Below are 22,564 nucleotides of genomic sequence, written 5' to 3'. Positions count from 1 at the left end.
CGCCCCTATTCCCCATTCCCCATTCCCTAAATCAATTAAGCTCTTGCTAATAAGGGAGCAGCGGCTAGTAGGGTTTGAGTATAGAGATGCTGGGGATTTGCAAAAATATTTTTTGTTGGGCCAATTTCGACGATTTTGCCACCATTCATCACAGCAATACGATCGCACAAAAATCTCGCCAACCAAAGGTCATGAGTGATAAACAGATAGGTTAAATCAAACTCTGCTTTTAATTGCAACATTAAATCTAGCACTTGCGACTGTACGCTGGCGTCTAACATACTCACGGGTTCATCGCAGATTAGCAGTTTGGGACGAGTAATTAAAGCACGGGCGATCGCTACTCGTTGCTGCTGTCCACCAGATAAATCTGAGGGGTAGCGTTGATAATAAATTTCTGCTGGTGTTAAACCCACTTTCTCCAGCATCCATAAAACCTGTTTTTTTGCTTCAGCAGCGTCAGCCAGGTGGTGAATCAATAAAGGATCAGCGATACTTTGTCCCACTGTCATCGCGGGATTGAGACAAGCATGAGGATCTTGAAAGACCATTTGGATTTGTCTTCTTGAGGCGCGAACTTTTTGGGGTGATAGTTTAGTTAAATCCTGTCCTAAAAACTCCACTTTACCAGCGGTAGGACGAATTAACTGCAATATTGTTCTTGAAAGTGTACTCTTTCCGCAGCCAGATTCCCCAACTAATCCGAGAATTTCTCCTGGATACAGTTCGAGATCAATACCATCTACTGCTTTAATTGTTTGACTTTGGGTTTTAAATAATCGTTCAATAAAGTTAGGTTCTATGGTGTAGTGCTGTTTGAGTTCTGTAATCTGCAATATTGGGGATTGTTGACTGTTGACTGTTGACTGGGGAGAATCATCTACAGCTTGAATATGTAAAGCTGCTTTGAGAAGCGATCGCGTATATTCATGCTGGGGTTGTGCAAATACAGACTTTGTCGTCCCCATTTCCACCATTTTGCCCTGATACATCACGCCAATGCGATCGCAATATTCTCCTACCATTGCCAAATCATGGGAAATCAGCAAAAGTCCCATGTTTTCTTCAGCGCACAGGCGAGTTAATTCTTGGAGAATCTGGGCGGAAACGGTGACATCTAAACTAGTGGTGGGTTCATCAGCCACAATTAACTTGGGGTTGAGGAGTAAAGCCAGGGCGATCGCTACCCGTTGACGCATTCCGCCGCTAAACTCATGGGGATACTGATTCCAGCGACTGGCGGGAATTTTCACCTTTTCTAAAGTAGCGATCGCTTTTGCTTTCGCTTGCTGCTTAGATAATTCTGGTGAGTGTGCTTGCAGAGTTTCGATACAGTGATTACCAATAGTCATCAACGGATCGAGGCGCGTCATCGGATCTTGGAAAATTAGCGCTACCGCTTCCCCGCGAAACTTCCGCAATGCGTCAGGAGTTAAGTCAAAGACTGATTTCCCCTGAAACGTCACCCGTCCCTCAACCTGACTAGATGACGGTAACAAGCGCATCACAGCCCGTCCTATGGTGGATTTACCACAACCAGACTCACCCACCAATCCCATTTTCTCACCAGCTTGCAAAGTGAAAGATACATCATCCACCGCCCAGATGAGTCCTTCTCCACTACGCTGAGGATAGGCAACTCGGAGATTTTCAATACTAAATAAGGATTCATTCATAGTTATTTATTGAGCCCGGAGCTACCAGTTTTTATAATTTCAAATTTAAGCTAGTTTATCAGATCCGTTAAAGTAGCAATTCCTGGCGATCGCATCACTTACTCGTGATATTCTGCCACAACTCAGCTGGAGCAAACCGAGACAAGTGACCAACATTTGTTGTTGCAATCACAAAATCTGAAACCGCCAGAGTTATGGCTTGAGCTACTAAAATCATGTCAGCGTCAATTGTCTTATCATTGGCTGTTGGTTGTCCTTGCTGACGAGCTTGCGCCCAAAAGATTGCAGCTTGACGCATTGCAGCAGTTGTGAGCGGTTGATATTCTAGCAACTGGATTAACTCATCTAAACGAGCAATACCTCTGATTTTATTCGCTCGTAACAGCTCTCGACGGACTTCATAATCAGCGATTTCTGGAATAATGACTTCTTTATCTGATGCGATGAGCGTTTGCAGCCACTGTGTACAAGCAAGACTTTCAGGCGATCGCTTGGGATTGGTAACTAAACCAATTGGTCCTGCATCCAAGAATATCACCCGACTCACCAAGTTACACCCTTTAACTCGACAGGAAATAATTGACGATTTGATAATCTATCTTCATCTAAAGCTCGAATTAAGTATTCTCCAGTCTCTTTTTGTTCCTCAGCATCATCCTCGTCAATCCAAGACTGAAGTAAATTAACTAATTGCACCTGTTTTTCTTTCGGTAGAATATGTTCTGCTAAAATCTGCAACGTATATGCTTCAACTGAAAGCCCTTGCTGTTGGGCTTGCTGTGCGAGATACTCTTCTAATTCTGGTGGCAAGTTAAGAGTTAGAGTCATTGATTTCTTTTGCATGACACAATATATTCTAAGCTTGCCAAGTGTAGTGAGTTAGGATACAAATCTGTAATTTTCAGCGGCGAAAGCTAGGCAAGCTTTGATATCTTCAGGTGTTAGTTCAGAAAAGTCTTCTAAAATCTCTGCTTCCGTCATGCCACCAGCGAGATATTCTAAAATATCGTACACCGTGATTCGCATTCCCCGGATACAGGGCTTACCACTGCGCTTACCTGGCTCGATTGTAATGATATTGCGGTAGTCCATGAGAGTTATATAGGAGGTTGGAGAGCGATCGCTAGCTGATGGAGTTTAATGGTAACTGTTCCAAGTGAAAAAGAAACAAAAGCGAGGATAGATTGCATTCTACTTTGCAGGATAGAGTAAATGATCTGGATCTAACCAAACAATGTAGAAAACCTCACCAATGAAGAAGCCGTGAATCCTACCATGCTCATTTGATGTGGTGGGCATTGCCCACCCTACACTTAAGATTAAAGTGTACGGAATTTTTTCAATAATCAAACCAGATTCCTATAGCTATGGCAAATTTTTCTAAACATAGTAGTTACTTTGTACTATTATAAGCTTTTAACTGATAACAGACGCGATTCATCGCGTCTCTACTGTTAACTGATAACTGTTCACTGATTTAATGCCCCATCGGCGCTTTCGCCCCTGCACCACCTTTACCCAAAAATAACAACAAAGGCAATGAGCAGAGAAACGCTACACCCACGACGCGAAAGATATCTGCAAAAGACAACACAGCAGCTTGAGTATTCACCGTTTGACTAATTAAAGCCAGTGCTTGTTGTTTTGCAGTTGTCGCATCCATGCCTTGATTTTGCATTGCTGCAGTTAGCATATCAAGACGCTGACTAGTTTCTGGATCATAAGGACTAAGTTTTGCTGAGAGAATTGCTCGATGAAAAGCCTCTCGTTTGTCTAGTATGGTGGTGAGTAAAGCAATACCAATACTACCGCCTAGTTGTCGTGTCAGATTATAAAAGCCAGAGCCTGAGGAAATATCTTGCTTGGGAAGCGGCCCTAAAGTTGCCAAACTCAGAGGGAGAAACATCAGCACGGTAAAAGCACCGCGCCATACCAGAGGCCAAAATAAATCGTCTGTGCCAGTTTGGATAGTTAGCTTTGATAGGTCAAACATTACCCCAGCCGTACCTACAGCACCGATCGCTATTAAAAATCTGGCATCAATTTTAGTTGACAATTTGCCCAACATCACCATGACGATCGCCGATGCTAAAGCACCTGGTGCGAGCAATAATCCTGTTTGCGTAGCTGTAAAGTGGAGGATACTCTGAGCAAAAATTGGGATAACAAATAACGCGCCATACAGTCCCATTCCCACCAGTGCTGATAATAAACTCCCAGCCGCTAATGAACGATGGCGTAACACTCTCAGCGCCACAGCAGGATGATCAATTTGCAGTTCCCACCAAATAAATAGCCCCAAGCCGATAACGCTACTCACAGCTAAAGTAGTAATGAAGCCAGAGCTAAACCAGTCGTTTTTCTCTCCTTCCTCTAACACCGTTTGCAGACAACCAATAGCAATCACCAACAGCGCAATTCCCCACCAATCAACGGCTTGGTTTTGTGCTTTGCTTTTGTCGCCATCTTTGGGTAAAAATAGCCAAGACATTGTCACGGCCAATATGCCAAAGGGAATATTAATAAAGAAAATCCAACGCCAGCCTAAAGCATCAGTGAGGTAGCCCCCTAACGTTGGGCCGATCGCCGGGCCAGCAATCACTCCCACACCAAAAACTGCCTGGGCTAAACCTTGCTCTGCAGGTGAGAAAGTTTCAAACAAGATAGTTTGGGCTTTTGCTAGCAAACCACCGCCAAACAACCCTTGAGCGATGCGGGAAAGTACTAACATTGGTAAATTAATCGCTAGCCCACAGACAACTGAAGCCACTGTGAAGCCAATCAGCGAAAAGATAAAGTAGGTTTTTTTGCCAAAATAATCACCTAACCAAGCCGACAAGGGAATCAGCACGACGTTAGCGATCGCATATCCAGTCACCACCCAGCCAACTTCACTAATCGTTGCTCCCAAACTCGATTGGATATTAGTCAACGCCACGTTAACAATGCTGGTGTCAATCACTTCTAACATTGCACCCAGAGCAGCAGAAAAGGCGATCGCCCACTTCAAGGGACCCTGGATATAGCCAAACTCGTTCACAGAGGAGCTTTTAGAGATAGTAGCCATTTTTATATGAGAAAGATAGCGGTTGTCAGAAAATTGCCTATACTTCGACTTCTCCTGACGGAGACGCTACGCGAACGCTCAGTACAAGTTGCCTATTGCCTATTGCCTTCTTGACTTACCGTGACATTCACACTCAGCCCCGCCCGCAATTTGTGCTGGGGATCAGCATTGGGATTAAATTTCAGCCGCACGGGCACCCACTGTACAACCTTGTTAAAATTACCTGTCGCATTGTCTGGTGGTAAGAGCGCAAAACTAGATCCCGTCGCGGGGCTAATGCCAGCAACGGTAGCCTGAAACACATCACCAGGATAGGCATCAACTGCAACTGCTGCTGGTTCGCCAATATATAAATTTTTCAATTCCGTTTCTTTGAAATTAGCCTCTACATAAATTTGGTCGGTTTCCAAAGGAATTATCGAAAGTAAGGGCTGACTAGTCTGGACTTTTTGCCCTACTTGTGCAGTGAGATTTCCCACGTTGCCACTAATGGGAGCTTTAATAACTGTGTATTGCAACTGCTGACGCGCTAAGGCTAGAGTAGCCGCCGCTTGATCAACTTGAGCCTGAGCCTGTTTTGTTTGGCTTTTTTGGACTATGATTTTCTCACCAGAAACTTTGGTTTCTGCTACCTGTCCCCTTGCGGCTTGGGTTTGAGCTAAAACTTTTTGCAATTGCGCTTGAGCATTGCTGACTTGTGCTTGGGCTTGAGCAACTGTTTGCTTAACTGCAGCCAAATTTGCCTGAGCATTTGCCAAAGCTGCCTCAGATGTATCACGTTGTTGAGCTGCGATCGCACCTTCGCGATACAAGGCATCATATCGGCGAAAGTCTGCTTGTGTCTTATTTACCTCTGTCTGCGCTTGAGTAACCTTGGCGCGGTTGGTATCCACCAATGCTTGAGCTTGGGTAATATCTGCTTTGGCGGCGTTCACTGCTGACTCACTGGCAACCAAGTTTGACTGAGCCTGCTGAACTTCAGTGTTATTTGTGCGAGTAGTGAGAGGAACTGTATCTGTAGCACTTTGCAATTGCGCTTTTGCTGCTGCTAAGTTCGCCTCTGCCTGCTGGACTTTCAAATTCAAGTCTTGGTCTTCTAAGATAATTAGAGGCTGTCCAGCTTTGACATAATCACCCTCCTTCACTTCGACTTGCTGGACTGTCGCCGGGATTTTGGAGGCGATGGGCGAAACATGTCCTTGGATTTGAGCATTATCTGTACTCACATGGGTGCTGTGAAATTGCCACCAGCGCCCTCCCATGATTGTCCCTAATGTCAGGGTAATTGCTCCCCCCAACAAAAACCAGGCCCGCCGATTGCGGAAAGTGAATTTTGACGCTTTCTTTTGGGCTATTGGCGATTCTGGCGCGATTTCTGGTTCAAAAATAGGTTTGTCTATTTGAATATCATCAGCTACAGATGGCTTTTCATCGAGTTGAGGAGATTTATATTTTTTCATTGGTATGGAAATGTCAGAGTGTTGAAAGTAGCGAAAAATAAATTTATCTATCTATCTATACGCTACGGTAGCGTATCGTATATAATTGGTCAAGGTGTCTGAAGATAGAAAAGTAAGTTGCCAAGATACTGATGCTTAGGGATGATATTTTCATGAATAAGCAGATGCAAAGCCCTTCCGGAAGACCACGTAGCCCACAAGTCCACAAAGCCATTCTCCAAGCGACTCTAGACCTCCTGGCGGAAGTGGGATATCAAAGCATGAGTATAGAAGCGATCGCTAGCCGTGCTGGTGTGGGGAAAACGACTATTTATCGGCGTTATACTGCCAAAGAAGAACTAGTTGCAGATGCGATCGAAAGCCTCAGGGAAGATTTAGTGATTGCCGACACTGGCAGTTTTTGGGGAGATATGGATATCTTGATCAACAACGCCGCCAAAAAAATACTTAGTCCTCTTGGTCGTCAAACACTCGCCCTGATTATCAGTACAGCTTCAAGCAATCCGCAGTTTGCCCAAGTTTACTGGACAAAATACACAATGCCGCGCCGGGCAGCATTTTCTCAAATACTTGAGCGCGCTAAATTCAGAAATGAAATCCGAAGAGATGCAGATATTGATCTGATCTTTGACCTCTTGAGTGGGTCACTTTACTATGCTCTCATCTTTAAACCCACAACTGAACCAGTGGAAGCGTACATGCGCCGTAGCATGGAACTGCTCCTGAAAGGAATCGGTGTTGGCTAACACAGCCGCCCAGAAATGAATTTCCGGGCTGATAGGCAAAGTTTACTCAAGTAAACTGGGGATTAAGAATTTTTAGTCATCTTGAGATGACTTTTGCTATGAGACTCAGAATTCATTCTGAGGCGGGACATGGGTTTCACGTTAAGTTGACACATATGATTGCCTATTGCCTATTGCCTTCTTTGATAAATGCCTGATGCTCTAACGAGTTCAATCCTTGCTGTAACACCGATAAAACAGTGGTCATTTCTCCTGATAACAATGCCGAAAGCGCCAACCACAGTCCTGGAAATACTTCACTCCGAACTATGCCATGCTCATCGGGCAGTTGGGCAACATACTCATCTTCCCTCAACACAAACCAGTCTAATTGACCATCCAATGTCCGCCAAACAATATATTCCTGAACCCCATTTCGCCGATAAGCACGTTTTTTATCGTGTAGGTCGATAGCTGCACTACTCGCCGCCACTTCTACCACCAATTCCGGCGCACCTTCGATGTAATCATCCTCGCCAATGGTGGCTTGTCTACCAGGAATCATTAACACCGCGTCCGGTTGGGGTTCATTCTCCAAATCAAGCCGAACGGTGCAATTATCGCCAAGCACAGTGCCTGGAGTAAACGCCTGGTAGGTTCCTAACCAGGTGATCAACTGTCCATGAGGTTGTCCATGACTTCTAATCCGCAACGCTGCTGCCATATGCACCACTCCCTCAACCAATTCAGCCTTTTGCAAATGCGGCATAGACTCATAGCGACGCTCAAACTCGAACCGAGAAAGGCGATCGCCATTTTCTAATGGCGGAACTGAAAGCTGGGATTTTGGAGGTGCAACCATACGTCTCTCCTGAAATACACTTTTATTCTAAGCTCTCCGCAATCAACCCTAAATTTGTTGATGCAAAGACATAAAATATCTGTAGTAAGTGGGATGATATAGTAACCAAAGCAAAAGGAGAAAAATTGTCATTTTCCCTCTCTTTTTATGGTTGCAGGATGGCATCACAGTACTGCACCAGAGTAGTCAAGCGATCGCATATCGTTTCCAGTCTCGCCTGTGCCGTAGATTGCTGGCGTGCCCCCTGGAAAAACATCACATCTATTTCCAACAAGCGTAGTTGCTTACTGATCTCGGTGCGATAAGACTGTTCCCGTGATTCTACCTCAGTCAAAGGTGCAATCTGCTGCCCAAAGAATTGTTGCAAAGACGCTAAACGCGATCGCAATGTCGCAGCTTCTAGCAGATTGTTGGTAGCATCAGAGTGTAATTGCCCTAGCAAATTTGCCAACGCCTGATATTTTTCTCGATTTAGAGACATCCTGTGCCAGTTAAGATAGTATTAATGTCAAGCAATTTTTCTTATACAATAAGCTTTTTACAACTCTTTTTAAAACTAGAAGCATCAAATCATGCTTTGAGGCCTTATTTTGCCAAAATTCTATTTTCGAGATGATGAACCTTGATACTCACAATGGATGATGACCATCAGCAATTAGGGAATCATCCTGACACTGCCTGTCAGCAGCATCTTCATTCGGCGATGCTGTGATTTTTTCCATCTCTGACTTATCCACAGATCACCTTTAGTCCCTTTGTATGAGCAGCACAGTTATCAATTCATCAATTGATGTTCCTCTTCCGGAATGGCTACAGAAATGTTTAAGCGAGTCATCAAGAGGTGGCAGCCAAGCGGAAGATGACCGAAGGCATAGTGATGCAGTGTTAATTGGTGAAGCATTCAAATTTGCTTATCGGCTACATCAAGGTCAATACCGCAAATCGGGAGAACCATACATTTGTCATCCCGTCGCTGTAGCTGGATTGCTGCGTGATTTGGGAGGTAGTGCTGCTATGATAGCAGCCGGATTTCTCCATGATGTAGTTGAAGATACAGACGTTACAATTGAACAAATAGGAGAACTATTTGGCCCAGAAGTTAGGCAATTAGTTGAAGGTGTCACCAAACTTTCTAAAATTAATTTCAAAAGCAAAACCGAAAGCCAAGCAGAAAACTTCCGGCGGATGTTCTTGTCGATGGCGCAAGATATTCGGGTAATTGTGGTGAAATTGGCAGATCGTCTGCATAATATGCGAACTCTACAAGTTATGCCAGACGACAAACGCCGCCGCATTGCTCAAGAAACACGAGATATTTTTGCTCCCTTAGCCAATCGCTTGGGGATTTGGCATTTTAAATGGGAATTAGAAGATTTATCGTTTAAGTATTTAGAACCAGAATCTTTCCGCGAAATTCAGCAACATGTGGCAGAAAAACGGACTTCCAGAGAAGAGAAGTTAGCAAGGGCTACGACAATCTTACAGGAGCGTTTAAAGCAAGCGGGCATTGAGTGCCTTGATGTTAGCGGTCGTCCCAAGCATCTTTATAGCATTTACCAAAAAATGCAGCGGCAGCAAAAAGAATTTCATGAAATTTATGATTTGGCTGCACTGCGAATCATTGTCCGAACTAATGAAGAATGCTATCGCGCTTTGGCGGTGGTTCACGATGCTTTCCGACCGATTCCTGGCAGATTTAAGGACTACATTGGATTACCTAAGCCTAACCGATATCAGTCATTGCACACTGGAGTAATTGGCTTAACTGGTCGTCCTTTGGAGGTGCAAATCCGGACGCAGGAAATGCATCATATTGCTGAGTATGGGATTGCAGCTCATTGGAAATATAAAGAAACAGGCGGTTCTAACGTTAGCAATTTAACAACGTCTGATGAGAAATTTACTTGGTTGCGGCAGTTATTAGAATGGCAAAGTGACCTGAAGGATGCTCAAGAATATCTAGATAGCGTCAAAGATAATTTATTTGAAGATGATGTTTACGTGTTTACACCGAAAGGTGATGTAGTACCCTTAAGTCCTGGTGCGACAACGATAGATTTTGCCTATCGCATACATACAGAGGTAGGAAACCACTGTGCAGGGGCGCGGGTGAATGGACGGATGGTGCCACTGTCAACCAGGTTGCAAAACGGCGATATTGTGGTCATTATGACCCAAAAGAACAGCCATCCTAGTTTAGATTGGTTGAACTTCGTCAGAACTTCAGCAGCGAAGTATCGGATTAAACAATGGTATAAGCGATCGCGCCGGGAAGAAAATGTAGCCCGTGGTCGGGAATTGTTAGAAAAAGAACTTGGTAAAACCGGTTTTGACAGTCTTTTGAAATCGGATGCCATGCACAGTGTGTCCGAAAAGTGTAATTACCACAGCACAGAAGATTTACTTGCAGGTTTGGGTTACGGTGAAATTACGCTCAACCTAGTGCTAAATCGTTGGCGAGAAGTGGTAAAAGCCCATCAACCCATCGTCAATGCCCCCCTAGTTCCCACAAAAGAATCAGCCGCCGCGACAAAAGCCTTGCGAGACGGGCCTGCTACTTCACGCACCACAGATTCCCCAATTTTGGGAGTAGAAGGGTTGGTGTATCATTTAGCCGGGTGTTGTACTCCCATTCCTGGTGAACCGATCATTGGTGTAGTCACGCGGGGGAGAGGAATTTCTATCCATCGCCAAGGGTGTAATAACCTCGATAGTGTGGAATATGAGCGCTTAGTACCAGTGAGATGGAACTCAGGAGCAGAAACTAGCAGTATTCCCCAGACTTATCCTGTAAATCTGCAAATTGAAGCTCTAGACAGAGTGGGGGTATTAAAAGATATTTTATCGCGGTTAAGTGACCAGGGGATCAATGTGCGCCATGCTCAAGTCAAAACGGCGATCGGTCAACCAGCGTTGATAGATTTAGGCATAGATATCCGCGATCGCCCACAATTAGAGCATGTATTTGTCCAAATTAAGAAAATGAGCGACATTCTCAATATCCGTCGCGTTGGTCAAATTGACGAGTAATTGGGTATTGGGCAATTCAATTTTGGATTTTGGATTGGCAATTTTGGATTCGACTTCAATCTAAAATCTAAAATCTAAAATCTAAAATTCCTAGGGCGTGGGGCATGGAGTACTGAAAATGCGGCATTACGTACCTCGGATGGGGGCAAGTAACTCATCAACCCACTGCTGATCTGCTGCCAATAGTTTTGGCGGGGGGACTGGCTGATGATAATCAATGCGGAATTTGTAGCTGCCGCGATCGTAAACACCGAGCAAAATAGCTTGTAAATCGACGGCTAATTCTGGATAGTCGGGTTTGAGGGGTAACAAGAAGCTGGGGATTGCCTCTCTCAATTGAAATTCATACAAATCTGCTATTGGACGGGTAGCGGCTCGACTCACCACGATGCGATAGTCGCTTGTTCCCTCTACCCCAATCATGGGCATGGGTGTATTTTCTCGGAGTAAATCGATTTCCACCAGGTGAGAGGAACTGCCCAGCACCCGCTGCCGCTTCTTCTCATAGGCGATTCGCCCTTCGCCTCTGCGCTTATTCTTGGGTGATAGCACCTCAATCACGGTAATTACCTGATGAGTACCCACTTCCCGCACCTCTAAATAGCGCTCTTTGACTTCGACTGGCATGGGGATCTGGATTTGTTTGGGACGAGTTTGTGTGGCTCTACCAGTGGGTGGTGCTACAGGAGTTTTTGCAGATGTGAGGACGATCGCATCGGGAATTCCCACTAGCAATTCAGGATTATCGTCGTCCAAATAGGTACGAGTTTCGACGGCGACATAGTAACTTGGTTGTAGATTAGGGGTGATTGCATCCGAGAGTGCCACAATCAATCTGTTGTGAAACTCATGCCACAGAGCAGGCAATTCCAGATACGGGTTCATGCCGGGGAAAGGGGATGGCATCCATGAGACTCCCATAGTGGCAGCATATGGGTTTAGTATACCCTATATTAAGTCGCACATCGTGTTACTTTATGCTTCACATTTTATAAGTGTTTATGATTCAGACTAGTGGTGTAATTATCTGTCTTGGCTACATTCTGGGGTTATTGTTCACAGCAGTTCCTTGGGGTGGTGTGTGGATTTTGGTGGCGGGGATTTTGGCAGCAGTTATTTTTAGAAAACGCTCGATTAAGTTACCGAAATTTCTGCAAAAACCAGAAAACAATCACACAAAAGCCAAGGCTGTAGAGAACACCTGGAAAAATATTCCCCACCCCAGAGTATGGATAGCGGCTGGCTTGGTGGGTTTGTTGGCAACTTTCTACTTGCAAGTGCGAGTACCGCAACCAGGTGCAAAAGACGTGAGTAAATTCGTCCCACCAGGAAATAGCAGTAATCAAGAGCAACTAGTGATTGTTCGGGGCGTTGTGGCGAGTACACCCCGCTTAACTCGCAGTCAGCGAGGACAATTCTGGTTAGAAGCAACTCAAATCGATGAAGTCAAAAACGAAAAAGGGCCAGCAGGTGTCCCGAAAGGGGTGACAGGTAAGGTGTATGTCACTGTACCCATACTTCAAGCTACTGGGTTATATACGAAGCAACAAATTGCTGTCACTGGGGTTTTATATAAACCAAAAACAGCTTCTAACCCTGGTGCTTTTGACTTTCAAAAATATCTCAAGCAGGAAGGAACATTTGCTGGTTTGCTGGGACAGCAGGTGAATATTTTGGATGATGGGCGACAATGGGGATGGTGGCAAGTCCGGGAACGAATTGTGCGATCGCAAGTTATAGGGTTGAATATTCCGGAAGGGCCGCTTGTGAGTGCAATGGTTTTGGGAAGCAAGGCTGTTGATTTACCTTATGATATCCGCGACTTATTTGTCCAGGCGGGTTTGGCTCATGCTTTAGCAGCTTCTGGGTTTCAAACTTCTTTGATTTTGAGTGTGATCTTACAGCTAACAAGGCATACGAAAAAGGCTACACAATTTACCCTGGGTTTCTTAGCTTTAATAATTTTCTTGAGTTTAACAGGGTTTCAGGCCGCAGTCTTGAGAGCGGTAATTATGGGTTTTGCCGCCTTGGTTGGGTTGGTATTAAAAAGGAAAGTCAAACAGTTGGGATCGTTGCTGTTGGCTGCTACTCTATTATTGTTATTTAATCCCTTATGGATTTGGGATTTAGGCTTTCAACTCAGTTTTCTAGCAACGCTGGGCTTAATTGTCACAGTACCGCCCATTATTCAACGCTTGGGTTGGCTACCACCAGCGATCGCTTCTTTGATTGCTGTTCCCCTGGCTGCTACGATCTGGACTTTACCGTTGCAACTTTCAGTTTTTGGGGTTGTTCCATCCTATAGCCTCATCTTAAATATCATCACCACTCCTTTTATTTCCGTTATTAGTATAGGTGGCATTATTAGCGCCTTAGTTGCATTAATTTGGATTGAAGCAGGCAGCTTTTTAGCTGGGTTATTGCATTACCCGACTGATTGGTTAATTAAGTTAGTAGAATTGTTTAGCCAGTTACCAGGAAATTCTGTTGCTGTTGGGAGTATATCTACTTGGCAACTATTAGCAATTTATGCACTAATTTTATCAGTTTGGCTAGTGCGTTGGTGGCGGCAACGGTGGTTATTTGCGGGTATAGTTGCAGTTGGTTTAGTAATTGTTCCAGTTTGGCACTCTGCCAACAACTTATTTAGAATCACGGTATTGGCAGCAGGTTCAGAGCCTGTTTTGGTCATTCAAGATCGGGGGACAGTCACCCTAATTAATAGTGGCGATGAAGGTACAGGACGCTTTACAATCTTGCCATTTTTACAACAGCAGGGTGTGAATCAAATTGATTGGGCGATCGCTAATGATTTTCCAGGGAGTGACAGTCATGGCTGGCTGGAAGTACTGCGACATTTACCCATCAAGAATTTTTATGGATATGCCCCGAAACCAGAAAATCTGATTGAAACCCAGGTGATTCAACAAGAAGTGCAAAAGTCTCAGGGAATCTATCAACCTTTATTACTTGGGCAAACTTTGAATACTGGGGCGATCGTTGCCCAACTAATCAACGATCAATTGCCTATTTTGCGAATGCAGATTCAAGACCAAAATTGGTTATTAGTGGGCGATATCAAGTCAAATGAGATAGCACAGCTAGTTAAAACTGGGGCTTTACCTCGTCCCCAAGTCTTGTGGTGTCCGCCACAGTCTTTGAAAGATTTAGTTTTAGCACTCCAACCACAAATAGCGATCGCTTCTGAGGCTGATCTGGAACCAAAAGTTTTGTCTGAACTCAGCCAAAGCCAAACGAAACTGTTTTTCACAGGACGAGATGGCGCTATTCAATGGACACCCAATGGTGAATTTGAGGCTTTTATTCAGGCGACAGAGAATAAGTCTTCAGTGTTGTGACAATAAGGGCTGAGGAAATAATTAACTGCTAAAAATTATAGGGACGTAAAATTTTGCGTCCCTACATTCAGATTCATACCTCTATTCAGCAATGGTTTTTTCTCGATACCCAATGCCTTCAGGTGTGAGTCGGTTTAATACAAGGACTTCACCCATTCCCATTCCTGTGTCAACCCATCTCTGAGGGAGACTTGGGGCTGATATCCGAGAATTTTCTGTGCTTTAGATACATCAGCAGCTGTGTGACGGGCGTCTCCCATCGCCTTTTCTATGTGGTTTCTTTTGATAGGTTTACCAACAATTTCTTCTATTGTGTCCAGAACTTCTTTTAAAACCACCCTGCTACCACCGCCAATGTTGAAAATTTCGCCCACAGCTTCGGGTACGGTAGCGGCGGCTAAATTAGCGGCGACAGCATCACTAATAAACGTAAAGTCCCGCGTTTGTTGTCCATCGCCATAAATAGGAATCGCCTCATCCTGCAAAATAGCTTTGAAAAATTTATGAAACGCCATATCTGGGCGCTGTCTAGGCCCATAAACTGTGAAATAGCGCAGTGCTACAAAGGGTACACCAAAGTTTTTATGATACAGTCCACATAACCTCTCTGCTGCTAGCTTAGTAATGCCGTAGGGAGAAACAGGTAGGGGACAAATCCCTTCATGGGTAGGTAAAGTTTCGGCATCACCATAAACGCTAGAAGTAGAAGCAAATACTAACCTTTTCAACCCTTTAGCATTCTTCGCCGCTTCTAGCAAAATTTGTGTCGCGTTGAGATTCCGTTCTGTGTAAGCGCGGAAACCTTGACCCCAACTTGCTCTTACGCCCGCTTGTGCCGCCTGATGATAAACTATGTCTACATCATTAAGTAGTGTCTGCCAGTCTAAAAACTGAATATCTCCTTCAATTAATTTAAAATTAGGTGACCAGCTTAATTGTGCAACGTTCTTACGCTTTAAGAAAGGATCGTAGTAATCGTTAAATTCATCAATCCCAATTACTTCGGCATCCTGTTGCAGTAATGCTTGTGCAATGTGAGAACCAATAAATCCTGCCGCTCCTGTGACGATAAATTTAGCCATATTTCCTATTATTTTGATATCTGTTTAATCTCAATATTTATAGGTTAGTACTTACATGATTAATCGTCATCATTGATGCAGCTATTGTTTAATAAATTCTGGAAACTCAGCAATAACACCAAAATTATTACTAATATTTCTGTATACAAATCAACCGTATAAATATGGATTTTTTATTTAATTGAAACCCGAAATTTCCTCGCTTTGTGTGTCATTCCCGAGTACCGAATTTTAAGTGGGGAATCTGACTCATCACTCAGTACCGAGCTATCAGAACTGATTAAGGTGGAGATGGGGCTTGCATAAGTGTAAGAATTGATGAAAAAATTGATCCGCGAGTAGCCTTAAAGGATTCTCGTTTCGCAAGGGACGCACGAGGAAATCAGTGAAAGTTTTAGTTGTCGGTAATGGGGGGCGCGAACACGCTCTAGCATGGAAACTACTGCAATCTCAGCAGATTGAGCAAGTTGTATGTGTGCCGGGAAATGGCGGTACGGCAAGTATGGAACATTGCCAAAACTTGCCTTTGGCAGTGGATGACTTTGAGGGAATCAGCAAATTTGCTCTCAAAAATGAGATTAATCTGGTGGTAGTGGGGCCAGAAGTGCCTCTAGCAAAGGGAATCACCGACTATCTCCAATCCCAAGGACTGCAGGTATTTGGCCCGGGGAGGGCGGGAGCGCAGATTGAGGCGAGTAAGGCTTGGGCGAAAGCCCTGATGCAGGAAGCAAGAATTCCTACGGCGAAGGCGGCGGTATTTACTGAGGCAGCAGCAGCAAAATCCTATGTGAAAGCACAAGGAGCGCCAATTGTTGTCAAAGCTGATGGCTTGGCGGCGGGTAAGGGTGTGACAGTTGCCGAAACAGTAGCACAGGCAGAAGATGCGATCGCCGCAATTTTCCAAGGGCAATTTGGCAGCGCTGGCGAGTTTGTGGTAATTGAAGAATGTTTGATTGGACAGGAAGTTTCGGTTTTAGCGTTGACAGATGGGTTAACGATTAGACCTTTGTTACCAGCGCAAGATCATAAGCGGATTGGTGAGGGCGATACGGGGGAAAATACTGGTGGGATGGGAGCTTATGCTCCAGCGCCTATAGCTACGCCTGAGTTGATGGCGCGGGTGCAAACTGAGGTTTTAGAGAAAGCGATCGCTACCTTAAGATCCAAGAACATCGACTACCGGGGTGTGCTTTATGCCGGGTTGATGATTGCACCCGATGGCGAGTTCAAAGTTTTAGAATTTAACTGTCGTTTTGGCGATCCTGAAACCCAGGTGATTCTGCCACTGTTAGAAACACCCTTGGAGGATTTGCTCCTAGCCTGTGTACAGCAGCGTTTAAGTGAATTGCCCCCCATTGCGTGGAAACCAGGCGCAGCAGCCACTGTTGTCGCTGCTGCTGGGGGTTATCCTGGGGGATATGAAAAAGGCAAAGTGATTACAGGAACTGAACAAGCAACAGCTTTGGGCGTAACTGTATTTCATGCAGGCACAAAGTTAAATCAGCAGCAACAAGTCGTGACAGACGGCGGAAGAGTTTTAAACGTTACGGGAATTGGGGAAAATTTTGAGCAAGCGATCGCCCACGCCTACACTGGCATCAAACCCATTGACTTTGAAGGGATATACTACCGTAAAGACATCGGTCATAGAGTGGTAAGCGGGAAGCAGGGAGAGCAAACCCCTTAAGCGATCGCGTAATGTTCAATTTGTCAAAAGAATGCGACAAATAAATCGTAGGGGCGGAGTTTCCCCAATTGGTATCAAATTGAGCTACAACGCTTACTCGACAAATGTTTTCCCCCTCCCCTTGCTAAGGCTACGGTGTACACACAAATCGGAGTTACTTCGAGATCCGGGTTTTACCCCCCTTAATCCCACGCCAGATGCTACCCTGCGGGAACGCTAAAAGCGAACAAGTCGGCAGAGCCGCCCAACGCACTGGCTCCCCTTTCCAAGGGGGGAAACCGGAAAATCCAGTTCCCTCACCTTTATAAGGCTACCGTGTACACACAAGTGATTGAATCACCCCAAAACCTTTAAAAGTAGGGGAGCCAGTCACGTGGGCGGGTTTCCCGACTTGAGGGAACTGGCGTTGTGTTATGCCGGAGGCTAACGCACCATCCGAGATTTGCGGTGCGTTAGGACTTTAGTCCATAACGCACCCTACCGAACGAAAACGAATGCAGGTGAGATTTTCCGACTTGTGTGTACACCGTAGCCTTTATAAGGGGAGGGTTAGGGTGGGGTGACGCGAAGAGTGATGGTAAGTGAGTGAATTCAAAATCACGTTTTGACAAGGGTTTTACGTTAAGTTGACACGTATGAGTTTCCCCGCTCTTCACGACTTGTTGAATAATGAAAAAGCTATTGTTTCTCTGTAGCCAAAATAAACTGCGAAGCCCTACGGCTGAGGCTATATTCTCTGAATACGAAGGATTGGAGACAGATTCAGCAGGTTTAGACAGACATGCCGAAGTTCCAGTTTCCACGGAAGCGATCGCCTGGGCTGATATCATCTTTGTGATGGAAAAATCACACAAACGGAAGCTATCGAATAACTTCCAAGCCTTCCTCAAAGATAAGAAAGTCATCTGTTTGGATATTCCAGATGAATATGAGTATATGGAACCAGCTTTAATTGAGTTGTTAAAGAAAAAAGTTTTACCTCTTTTGGGTAGCTTCTCAAAAAAATGATCTAAATATATAGAAAATTATTCATTTACCAGAACAGTAGCTATTAATTTCCTTCACTAATGCAGCTTCTTCGCTACTACCCTTTTTCAGGGATGCCAAAGAGCGATTTGCCTCTGCTAAATTCTTTTTATCCAAGGCTGCTGCTGTATCTTTCAAACCCTTACTAGTATTCTCATAGAGTTTGAGAAATCGTCCTTGATAACCTTGCAGTTTCTCATCCTTAATTTCTAGGGCTTGCATGTCTTTGGTAATTTGCTCTATTTTATTTGCAGCTTCAGTCAAGGCTTTAGATCCTTTTTTTGGCTGAGGATTGTTGCCGAATTCTTGACCGGCTGTAACCGCCTGATTAGAAACCTTGACTATTTTGTTACATTGAGCAACTTTACTCTCTCCACAACCTGCAAATAGGAATGCGATCGCAGTTGTTGCTGAAAGTATAGTAGTTTTTTTGAAAATAGGTTGCATCTGTTTTTTTTATCTCCGACTAGATTATTCTGGAAAGGTCGGGCATTGTAATTCAGCAGATAGCAAAAATATTTTTTGCAGTATAAATTCTCAATTTTTTAACTTATACTGCAAACGGATAAAAGCTGAACTTTGTCATACTGAGCGTAACGCAGTGAAGAGAAGTCTCTCGGAGATTCTTCCCTTTGGTCAGAATGACAGTTCTAAACCGTTTTTAGTATAGATTGTCTATCCTTGATTATTTTCGCTTCTGACTCGATTTTAGCCCTGATAATTTATACTCCATAGCTGCCAAAAAAAGTATTAAGTTATACTAATTTTAGCAGGTATAAATTTGCATATTTCAGGTAGACTTTCTTTTTACTATCGCCTATTCCCTGCCAAGAGGGCTTAGTCAATTTCCCAATTTCGGCATTAACCTCAATGTTGCAGATGTATTATTTGCGACTGTTTGCTGTGCCCACAGCATGGGATGATATTCGACTTTGCGCCAGGGGTCAACCATATCGTTGTAGTGGTTATGGAAAGCATGACCTGATTGTCCAGGAGTGTGAATAGCCACGGAATTATCCAGATTTCCCAAATCGACAATCATCCGCAAAGAAGGAATATCCGTAACTTCAAAAGAATGGTTTGCCCGCCAACGGTTAGCATTCACGGTTTCCCCATCACCAGCGGTAGCAAAAGCACCGCGATTAAATAAAGCCTCAATAGCTGCAACTCCAGATTTACCCAAAGTGGCGTTACGAAAATTGATCGTGTGCAGTTTTCCCCAATTCCAAAATTTCGGGTCTTTGCTTTGAATCTTTTCTAATTCATCCACAGCTTCTGTAAAAGCTTGCTTGAGGATTTTGTCGCGGTTCTCGACTTTTGGGGTTTTGCGGTTATCCCACCACAGGCTGTCTGGCTGTTTGACGATATTCTTGACCACAGCATACCAGCGATCGCCCCCATCAGGATAATACTCTTTGGGTAACTGGTCGTGGAAGGTATCGGCTAGTAAGTGTTTCCAAAATACCTCAAACAGAGCCGCCGTTGATGATGTCATGCTTAGTTGCAAATTCCAATCTTGCAGAAGTTTCTGGGCTGCTTTAAGACGGGGAGTATTAAAAGAGATAGCTTGCAGCAGAGGTACAAGAGTCTGGGCATTTAAATTCCGATTATCTCCCTGCATTGACTGCACATCTAGGAGAGAAATCGGTTGAGTTTGTTGGGAAATCATCTCCACAATCCGCTTCGCCCGGTAGCCATAAACCCAGTCTGTGGTAATTAAATAAGGATATTTACTTTGAACTAAATTATTAGCGGTAGCAATATAACCTTGGGGCGGATTATAACTTTTGGGTAACTGCTCAAAGTCAATATAACCCTGCCATTCATATTCATCAGTCCATCCAGGAACAGGATAACGCCCATTACCCTTTGCCCGGATGGGAAATTTACCAGGCATCTGGTAGCCAATGTTGCCATCAACGTCAGCATAGACTAAATTCTGGGCAGGGACATCATAATTACGCGCTGCTTCCCGGAAATCTTGCCAATTTTCGGCCCGATTGAGTAGGGGTATAGCATAGCCTAATCTCGAAGGTTCTAGGGCTGTCCAGCGCAGGGAAACGGCATAAGGAGTAGGCAGAGGGGGGACAATATTTGCTCCCCCGCTCCCTGCCCCCTGGCCACTGAGCGCAGCCGAAGTGTGCCCCTCTGCCTCTAACTGCTGGAGATTAGGGGAAACATCCGAGAGAATCGGGCCATGTCTGGTATGGCGCACCGTTTGGACAATTGGTTTACTCCCGGCTACTTGAATGGTTTCTGGTAGCAGTTGCATATCTACCCATTTACCATTGACTTCATACTGGTTGGGATTTTGTGGGTTGATTTTCTCGATGTATAAATCCATCACGTCGGGTTCAACATTGGTGACACCCCAGGCGATGCGATCGCTATGACCGATAATTACCCCCAACATCCCCGCAAAGGAAAAACCACTAACGTTATAAGGACATTCACTACTTTTAACTGAGCAATGTAAACCAACCTCATACCAAATCGAAGGGATTTGTACTGCTAAGTGGGGGTCATTTGCTAATATCGGCTTACCTGTAGAAGTGCGATCGCCAGATATCACCCAGTTGTTAGAACCAATACCAATTCCCGCAGGCCCTATGAGTTTTTCCAGGGCGATCATCGGTTTGGTAATTGACTCTAGGGCGGGGGTAATGTTCTCAACCCCCAAAGCAGTCATTTCCGGCTCGTCAAAATCTTCCTGTTCCTTTGTGTTGCTTTTTTGCGACGCTGGCAGAATCACTGGCAAGTCTTGGGGATAAGGTGGAAATAATTCCTCTACCTGCGCCAAAGTCAAAGTTTTTCGCAGGATAGTACGTTCTATTTCGCTTTGAAAGTTTCTCCCTAAGTCGTAAGCCATTACCTTTCCCCAAGTCAGAGAATGTAGCGGTTGCCAAAGTTCTGGTTTATAGCCAGGATTGAGGAGTTTCAGCACCGTGTATTCTAGACTTATAGCGCTGCCTTGATGTTCGGCAAGATAAGCATTTACCCCTTCTGCATAAGCTTGCAGATATCCCTTCATCTCTGGATTAACTAGTTTAATTTCTTGTTGCGCTACCCTCGCCCAGCCCATAGTCCGCAGATATTTATCAGTTTCTACCTGAGAAGCGCCAAACATTTCTGCCAGTCTTCCAGAACCGATGTGTCGCCAAAAGTCCATTTGCCAAAAACGGTCTTGGGCGTGGATGTAACCTTGTGCCATAAAAAGATCGTGAGAGTTAGCCGCGTAAATATGAGGGATACCCCACTTATCCCGCTGCACCTCCACCTCAGCCTGGAGATTTGGGAGGGCGATCGCCCCACTTTCTGATGGAAAGGATTGACGCACAGTGTAAGTGGCAAATCCCGCTAGCAACAGCCCCAGCAACAGCACCACCATCACAGTGATTTTCAGTCCCTGATGCAACCTACTTTTCCTGGTTCTTCTCATTTGTGCGTGCCGTGGCCTTGTTAGTCAAATCAGAGGAATTATACCGCTGTTGACTGATAACTGTTGACTGATAACTGTTAACTGTTTATGGCACAGCTACAATAATGAGCAGAAACACTTGGGGAAATTGGATTATGCCGAGAATTACCCTAGAAATATCAGAAGAATTATCTCAACAACTAGCACAAGTAGGCGATCGCTTACCTGAACTACTTGCCCTGAGTCTCCAACAACCAGCAGTACCAGCACAAATTTACCGATACATTCTTGACTTTATTGCCAGCAATCCTACTGCTGAACAAATTGCTGATTTTAAACCAACACCTGAAATGCACGAACGTTTGCGTACCTTGGTAGCACGTAGCAAAGCTGGTGAACTCACACCCACTGAATTAAAAGAATTAGACGAGTATGAACGGATTGAACACCTAGTTGTGATGATTAAGTCAAGTAATCTACCCTATCTCACCAATAAACAGTGAGCCTAAATTACATACCTGCTGTTCTGCGCCGTCTAGTTGAAGAGCGAGCCAACTACAGATGTGAGTATTGCTTGCTACCCAAAGGACTAGCCTTTTTTCCCCATGAAATTGATCATGTTATCGCTCAAAAGCATGGCGGTGCTACGGTTAGTGATAATCTAGCACTTTCCTGCTGGCGTTGTAACCGCCACAAAGGCACTGATTTAGGATCGTTTGACCCAGAGACAAGAGATTTTAGCTTTTTATTCAACCCACGTACTCAAAAATGGGCTGGCCACTTCACCATTTTAGGACAGACTGTGGTGGGATTAACTGCTGTAGGACGTACAACAGTCTCTTTGCTGCAAATGAATAGCGACGAACGTCTGGCTGAAAGGCAGAGACTATAACTTTTAGTGAAGATGGGGGTATTGTCGCTGATCAAAAATTATAAAAACTTGTTTAAGCTCGACGATTCTCGTTCCCAGCTTCAATGAATAAGATTTGTAGTTTATAGCAATTCTCGGTTATGTGAGGTACACCCGTAAGGGCACGGCAGTGCCTTGCCCCCACAGCTTGCGATATAATTTTGTACCGCATCTGAATGGGAACCGGGTTAATCGAGACTCACATTAGCGTAGCGCTGCTGATGCGATCGCCAAGACCGCTAAAATAATCTCAGAGAAAGCC

19 protein-coding genes are annotated in these 22,564 nt (G+C 44.6%); 7 read left to right on the top strand and 12 right to left on the bottom strand.

All coding sequences use genetic code 11. The features are described from left to right. Positions 1-35 precede the first annotated feature (35 nt). From CAL7507_RS10945 to CAL7507_RS10920, 6 genes are all read right to left on the bottom strand, one after another. On the bottom strand, positions 36-1,676 hold the full coding sequence (locus CAL7507_RS10945) for an ABC transporter ATP-binding protein (RefSeq protein ID WP_015128539.1): 1,641 nt from the start codon (positions 1,674-1,676) through the stop codon (positions 36-38). Positions 1,677-1,770: 94 nt separating this feature from the next. Next, the gene (locus CAL7507_RS10940; RefSeq protein ID WP_015128538.1) at positions 1,771-2,223 is read right to left on the bottom strand and encodes a hypothetical protein; all 453 of its coding nucleotides are present in this window, start codon (positions 2,221-2,223) and stop codon (positions 1,771-1,773) included. Beyond that, positions 2,220-2,504: a hypothetical protein gene (locus CAL7507_RS10935; protein WP_042341271.1), complete on the bottom strand. Its 285-nt coding sequence runs from the start codon at positions 2,502-2,504 to the stop codon at positions 2,220-2,222. The genes CAL7507_RS10940 and CAL7507_RS10935 overlap by 4 nt, the downstream gene beginning before the upstream one ends. A 51-nt stretch (positions 2,505-2,555) precedes the next feature. Then, positions 2,556-2,768 carry a DUF433 domain-containing protein gene (locus CAL7507_RS10930; RefSeq protein WP_015128536.1) on the bottom strand — a complete coding sequence of 71 codons (213 nt, stop codon included), beginning with the start codon at positions 2,766-2,768 and terminating at the stop codon, positions 2,556-2,558. A 385-nt stretch (positions 2,769-3,153) separates the two neighbouring features. Beyond that, the gene (locus CAL7507_RS10925) at positions 3,154-4,743 is read right to left on the bottom strand and encodes a DHA2 family efflux MFS transporter permease subunit (RefSeq protein WP_015128535.1); all 1,590 of its coding nucleotides are present in this window, start codon (positions 4,741-4,743) and stop codon (positions 3,154-3,156) included. 92 nt (positions 4,744-4,835) lie between these two features. Further along, positions 4,836-6,203 carry an HlyD family secretion protein gene (locus CAL7507_RS10920; protein ID WP_015128534.1) on the bottom strand — a complete coding sequence of 456 codons (1,368 nt, stop codon included), beginning with the start codon at positions 6,201-6,203 and terminating at the stop codon, positions 4,836-4,838. A gap of 152 nt (positions 6,204-6,355) precedes the next feature. Between CAL7507_RS10920 and CAL7507_RS10915 the strand changes: the two genes are divergently transcribed. Beyond that, positions 6,356-6,949 carry a TetR/AcrR family transcriptional regulator gene (locus CAL7507_RS10915; protein ID WP_015128533.1) on the top strand — a complete coding sequence of 198 codons (594 nt, stop codon included), beginning with the start codon at positions 6,356-6,358 and terminating at the stop codon, positions 6,947-6,949. A gap of 163 nt (positions 6,950-7,112) precedes the next feature. Here CAL7507_RS10915 and CAL7507_RS10910 read toward each other — a convergent pair whose 3' ends face one another. Both CAL7507_RS10910 and patD read right to left on the bottom strand, forming a co-directional pair. Then, the gene (locus CAL7507_RS10910; RefSeq protein ID WP_015128532.1) at positions 7,113-7,790 is read right to left on the bottom strand and encodes a Uma2 family endonuclease; all 678 of its coding nucleotides are present in this window, start codon (positions 7,788-7,790) and stop codon (positions 7,113-7,115) included. Between the two features lie 145 nt (positions 7,791-7,935). Next, complete coding sequence (gene patD, locus CAL7507_RS10905; RefSeq protein WP_015128531.1) at positions 7,936-8,271, bottom strand: heterocyst frequency control protein PatD; 336 nt, start codon at positions 8,269-8,271, stop codon at positions 7,936-7,938. Positions 8,272-8,549: 278 nt separating this feature from the next. On the opposite strand from patD, the gene CAL7507_RS10900 reads away from it, so the two are divergent. Continuing rightward, positions 8,550-10,820 (top strand): bifunctional (p)ppGpp synthetase/guanosine-3',5'-bis(diphosphate) 3'-pyrophosphohydrolase, encoded by a 2,271-nt coding sequence (locus CAL7507_RS10900; RefSeq protein WP_015128530.1) that lies wholly within the window; start codon positions 8,550-8,552, stop codon positions 10,818-10,820. Positions 10,821-10,946: 126 nt separating this feature from the next. Here CAL7507_RS10900 and CAL7507_RS10895 read toward each other — a convergent pair whose 3' ends face one another. Further along, positions 10,947-11,726, bottom strand: a complete 780-nt coding sequence (locus CAL7507_RS10895; RefSeq protein WP_015128529.1) for a DUF4058 family protein — start codon at positions 11,724-11,726, stop codon at positions 10,947-10,949. A 95-nt stretch (positions 11,727-11,821) separates the two neighbouring features. On the opposite strand from CAL7507_RS10895, the gene CAL7507_RS10890 reads away from it, so the two are divergent. After that, on the top strand, positions 11,822-14,179 hold the full coding sequence (locus CAL7507_RS10890; RefSeq protein WP_015128528.1) for a ComEC/Rec2 family competence protein: 2,358 nt from the start codon (positions 11,822-11,824) through the stop codon (positions 14,177-14,179). Positions 14,180-14,313: 134 nt separating this feature from the next. On the opposite strand, the gene CAL7507_RS10885 is transcribed toward CAL7507_RS10890, so the two are convergent. Further along, on the bottom strand, positions 14,314-15,261 hold the full coding sequence (locus tag CAL7507_RS10885) for an NAD-dependent epimerase/dehydratase family protein (RefSeq protein ID WP_015128527.1): 948 nt from the start codon (positions 15,259-15,261) through the stop codon (positions 14,314-14,316). A gap of 385 nt (positions 15,262-15,646) precedes the next feature. Here CAL7507_RS10885 and purD point away from each other — a divergent pair, with 385 nt between their 5' ends. Together purD and CAL7507_RS10875 are read left to right on the top strand one after the other, a co-directional pair. Next, positions 15,647-16,948, top strand: coding sequence for a phosphoribosylamine--glycine ligase (gene purD / locus CAL7507_RS10880; protein WP_015128526.1), 1,302 nt, complete (start codon positions 15,647-15,649; stop codon positions 16,946-16,948). Positions 16,949-17,617: 669 nt separating this feature from the next. Further along, positions 17,618-17,956 (top strand): low molecular weight protein tyrosine phosphatase family protein, encoded by a 339-nt coding sequence (locus CAL7507_RS10875; RefSeq protein ID WP_015128525.1) that lies wholly within the window; start codon positions 17,618-17,620, stop codon positions 17,954-17,956. Between the two features lie 21 nt (positions 17,957-17,977). Here CAL7507_RS10875 and CAL7507_RS10870 read toward each other — a convergent pair whose 3' ends face one another. Together CAL7507_RS10870 and CAL7507_RS10865 are read right to left on the bottom strand one after the other, a co-directional pair. Beyond that, the gene (locus tag CAL7507_RS10870) at positions 17,978-18,421 is read right to left on the bottom strand and encodes a hypothetical protein (protein WP_015128524.1); all 444 of its coding nucleotides are present in this window, start codon (positions 18,419-18,421) and stop codon (positions 17,978-17,980) included. A gap of 394 nt (positions 18,422-18,815) precedes the next feature. Next, the gene (locus tag CAL7507_RS10865) at positions 18,816-21,413 is read right to left on the bottom strand and encodes a penicillin acylase family protein (protein ID WP_015128523.1); all 2,598 of its coding nucleotides are present in this window, start codon (positions 21,411-21,413) and stop codon (positions 18,816-18,818) included. Positions 21,414-21,547: 134 nt separating this feature from the next. On the opposite strand from CAL7507_RS10865, the gene CAL7507_RS10860 reads away from it, so the two are divergent. Both CAL7507_RS10860 and CAL7507_RS10855 read left to right on the top strand, forming a co-directional pair. Next, positions 21,548-21,895 carry a hypothetical protein gene (locus CAL7507_RS10860; protein WP_015128522.1) on the top strand — a complete coding sequence of 116 codons (348 nt, stop codon included), beginning with the start codon at positions 21,548-21,550 and terminating at the stop codon, positions 21,893-21,895. After that, the gene (locus CAL7507_RS10855) at positions 21,892-22,284 is read left to right on the top strand and encodes an HNH endonuclease (protein ID WP_015128521.1); all 393 of its coding nucleotides are present in this window, start codon (positions 21,892-21,894) and stop codon (positions 22,282-22,284) included. The genes CAL7507_RS10860 and CAL7507_RS10855 overlap by 4 nt, the downstream gene beginning before the upstream one ends. Positions 22,285-22,564 lie beyond the last annotated feature (280 nt).

Source organism: Calothrix sp. PCC 7507 (genome assembly GCF_000316575.1).
In the GTDB taxonomy this organism is placed as follows: Bacteria; Cyanobacteriota; Cyanobacteriia; order Cyanobacteriales; family Nostocaceae; genus Fortiea.
The sequence above is the reverse complement of the archived record's forward strand: the minus strand, read 5'-3'. Positions and strand labels throughout refer to the sequence as shown.

What these genes read in the sequence shown, in the direction of transcription:
- CAL7507_RS10945 (WP_015128539.1), bottom strand. Translation starts at nt 1,676, where the DNA reads ATGAATGAATCCTTATTTAGTATTGAAAATCTCCGAGTTGCCTATCCT.
- CAL7507_RS10935 (WP_042341271.1), bottom strand. Translation starts at nt 2,504, where the DNA reads ATGACTCTAACTCTTAACTTGCCACCAGAATTAGAAGAGTATCTCGCA.
- CAL7507_RS10930 (WP_015128536.1), bottom strand. Translation starts at nt 2,768, where the DNA reads ATGGACTACCGCAATATCATTACAATCGAGCCAGGTAAGCGCAGTGGT.
- CAL7507_RS10925 (WP_015128535.1), bottom strand. Translation starts at nt 4,743, where the DNA reads ATGGCTACTATCTCTAAAAGCTCCTCTGTGAACGAGTTTGGCTATATC.
- CAL7507_RS10920 (WP_015128534.1), bottom strand. Translation starts at nt 6,203, where the DNA reads ATGAAAAAATATAAATCTCCTCAACTCGATGAAAAGCCATCTGTAGCT.
- CAL7507_RS10915 (WP_015128533.1), top strand. Translation starts at nt 6,356, where the DNA reads ATGAATAAGCAGATGCAAAGCCCTTCCGGAAGACCACGTAGCCCACAA.
- CAL7507_RS10910 (WP_015128532.1), bottom strand. Translation starts at nt 7,790, where the DNA reads ATGGTTGCACCTCCAAAATCCCAGCTTTCAGTTCCGCCATTAGAAAAT.
- patD (WP_015128531.1), bottom strand. Translation starts at nt 8,271, where the DNA reads ATGTCTCTAAATCGAGAAAAATATCAGGCGTTGGCAAATTTGCTAGGG.
- CAL7507_RS10900 (WP_015128530.1), top strand. Translation starts at nt 8,550, where the DNA reads ATGAGCAGCACAGTTATCAATTCATCAATTGATGTTCCTCTTCCGGAA.
- CAL7507_RS10895 (WP_015128529.1), bottom strand. Translation starts at nt 11,726, where the DNA reads ATGCCATCCCCTTTCCCCGGCATGAACCCGTATCTGGAATTGCCTGCT.
- CAL7507_RS10890 (WP_015128528.1), top strand. Translation starts at nt 11,822, where the DNA reads ATGATTCAGACTAGTGGTGTAATTATCTGTCTTGGCTACATTCTGGGG.
- CAL7507_RS10885 (WP_015128527.1), bottom strand. Translation starts at nt 15,261, where the DNA reads ATGGCTAAATTTATCGTCACAGGAGCGGCAGGATTTATTGGTTCTCAC.
- CAL7507_RS10875 (WP_015128525.1), top strand. Translation starts at nt 17,618, where the DNA reads ATGAAAAAGCTATTGTTTCTCTGTAGCCAAAATAAACTGCGAAGCCCT.
- CAL7507_RS10870 (WP_015128524.1), bottom strand. Translation starts at nt 18,421, where the DNA reads ATGCAACCTATTTTCAAAAAAACTACTATACTTTCAGCAACAACTGCG.
- CAL7507_RS10865 (WP_015128523.1), bottom strand. Translation starts at nt 21,413, where the DNA reads ATGAGAAGAACCAGGAAAAGTAGGTTGCATCAGGGACTGAAAATCACT.
- CAL7507_RS10860 (WP_015128522.1), top strand. Translation starts at nt 21,548, where the DNA reads ATGCCGAGAATTACCCTAGAAATATCAGAAGAATTATCTCAACAACTA.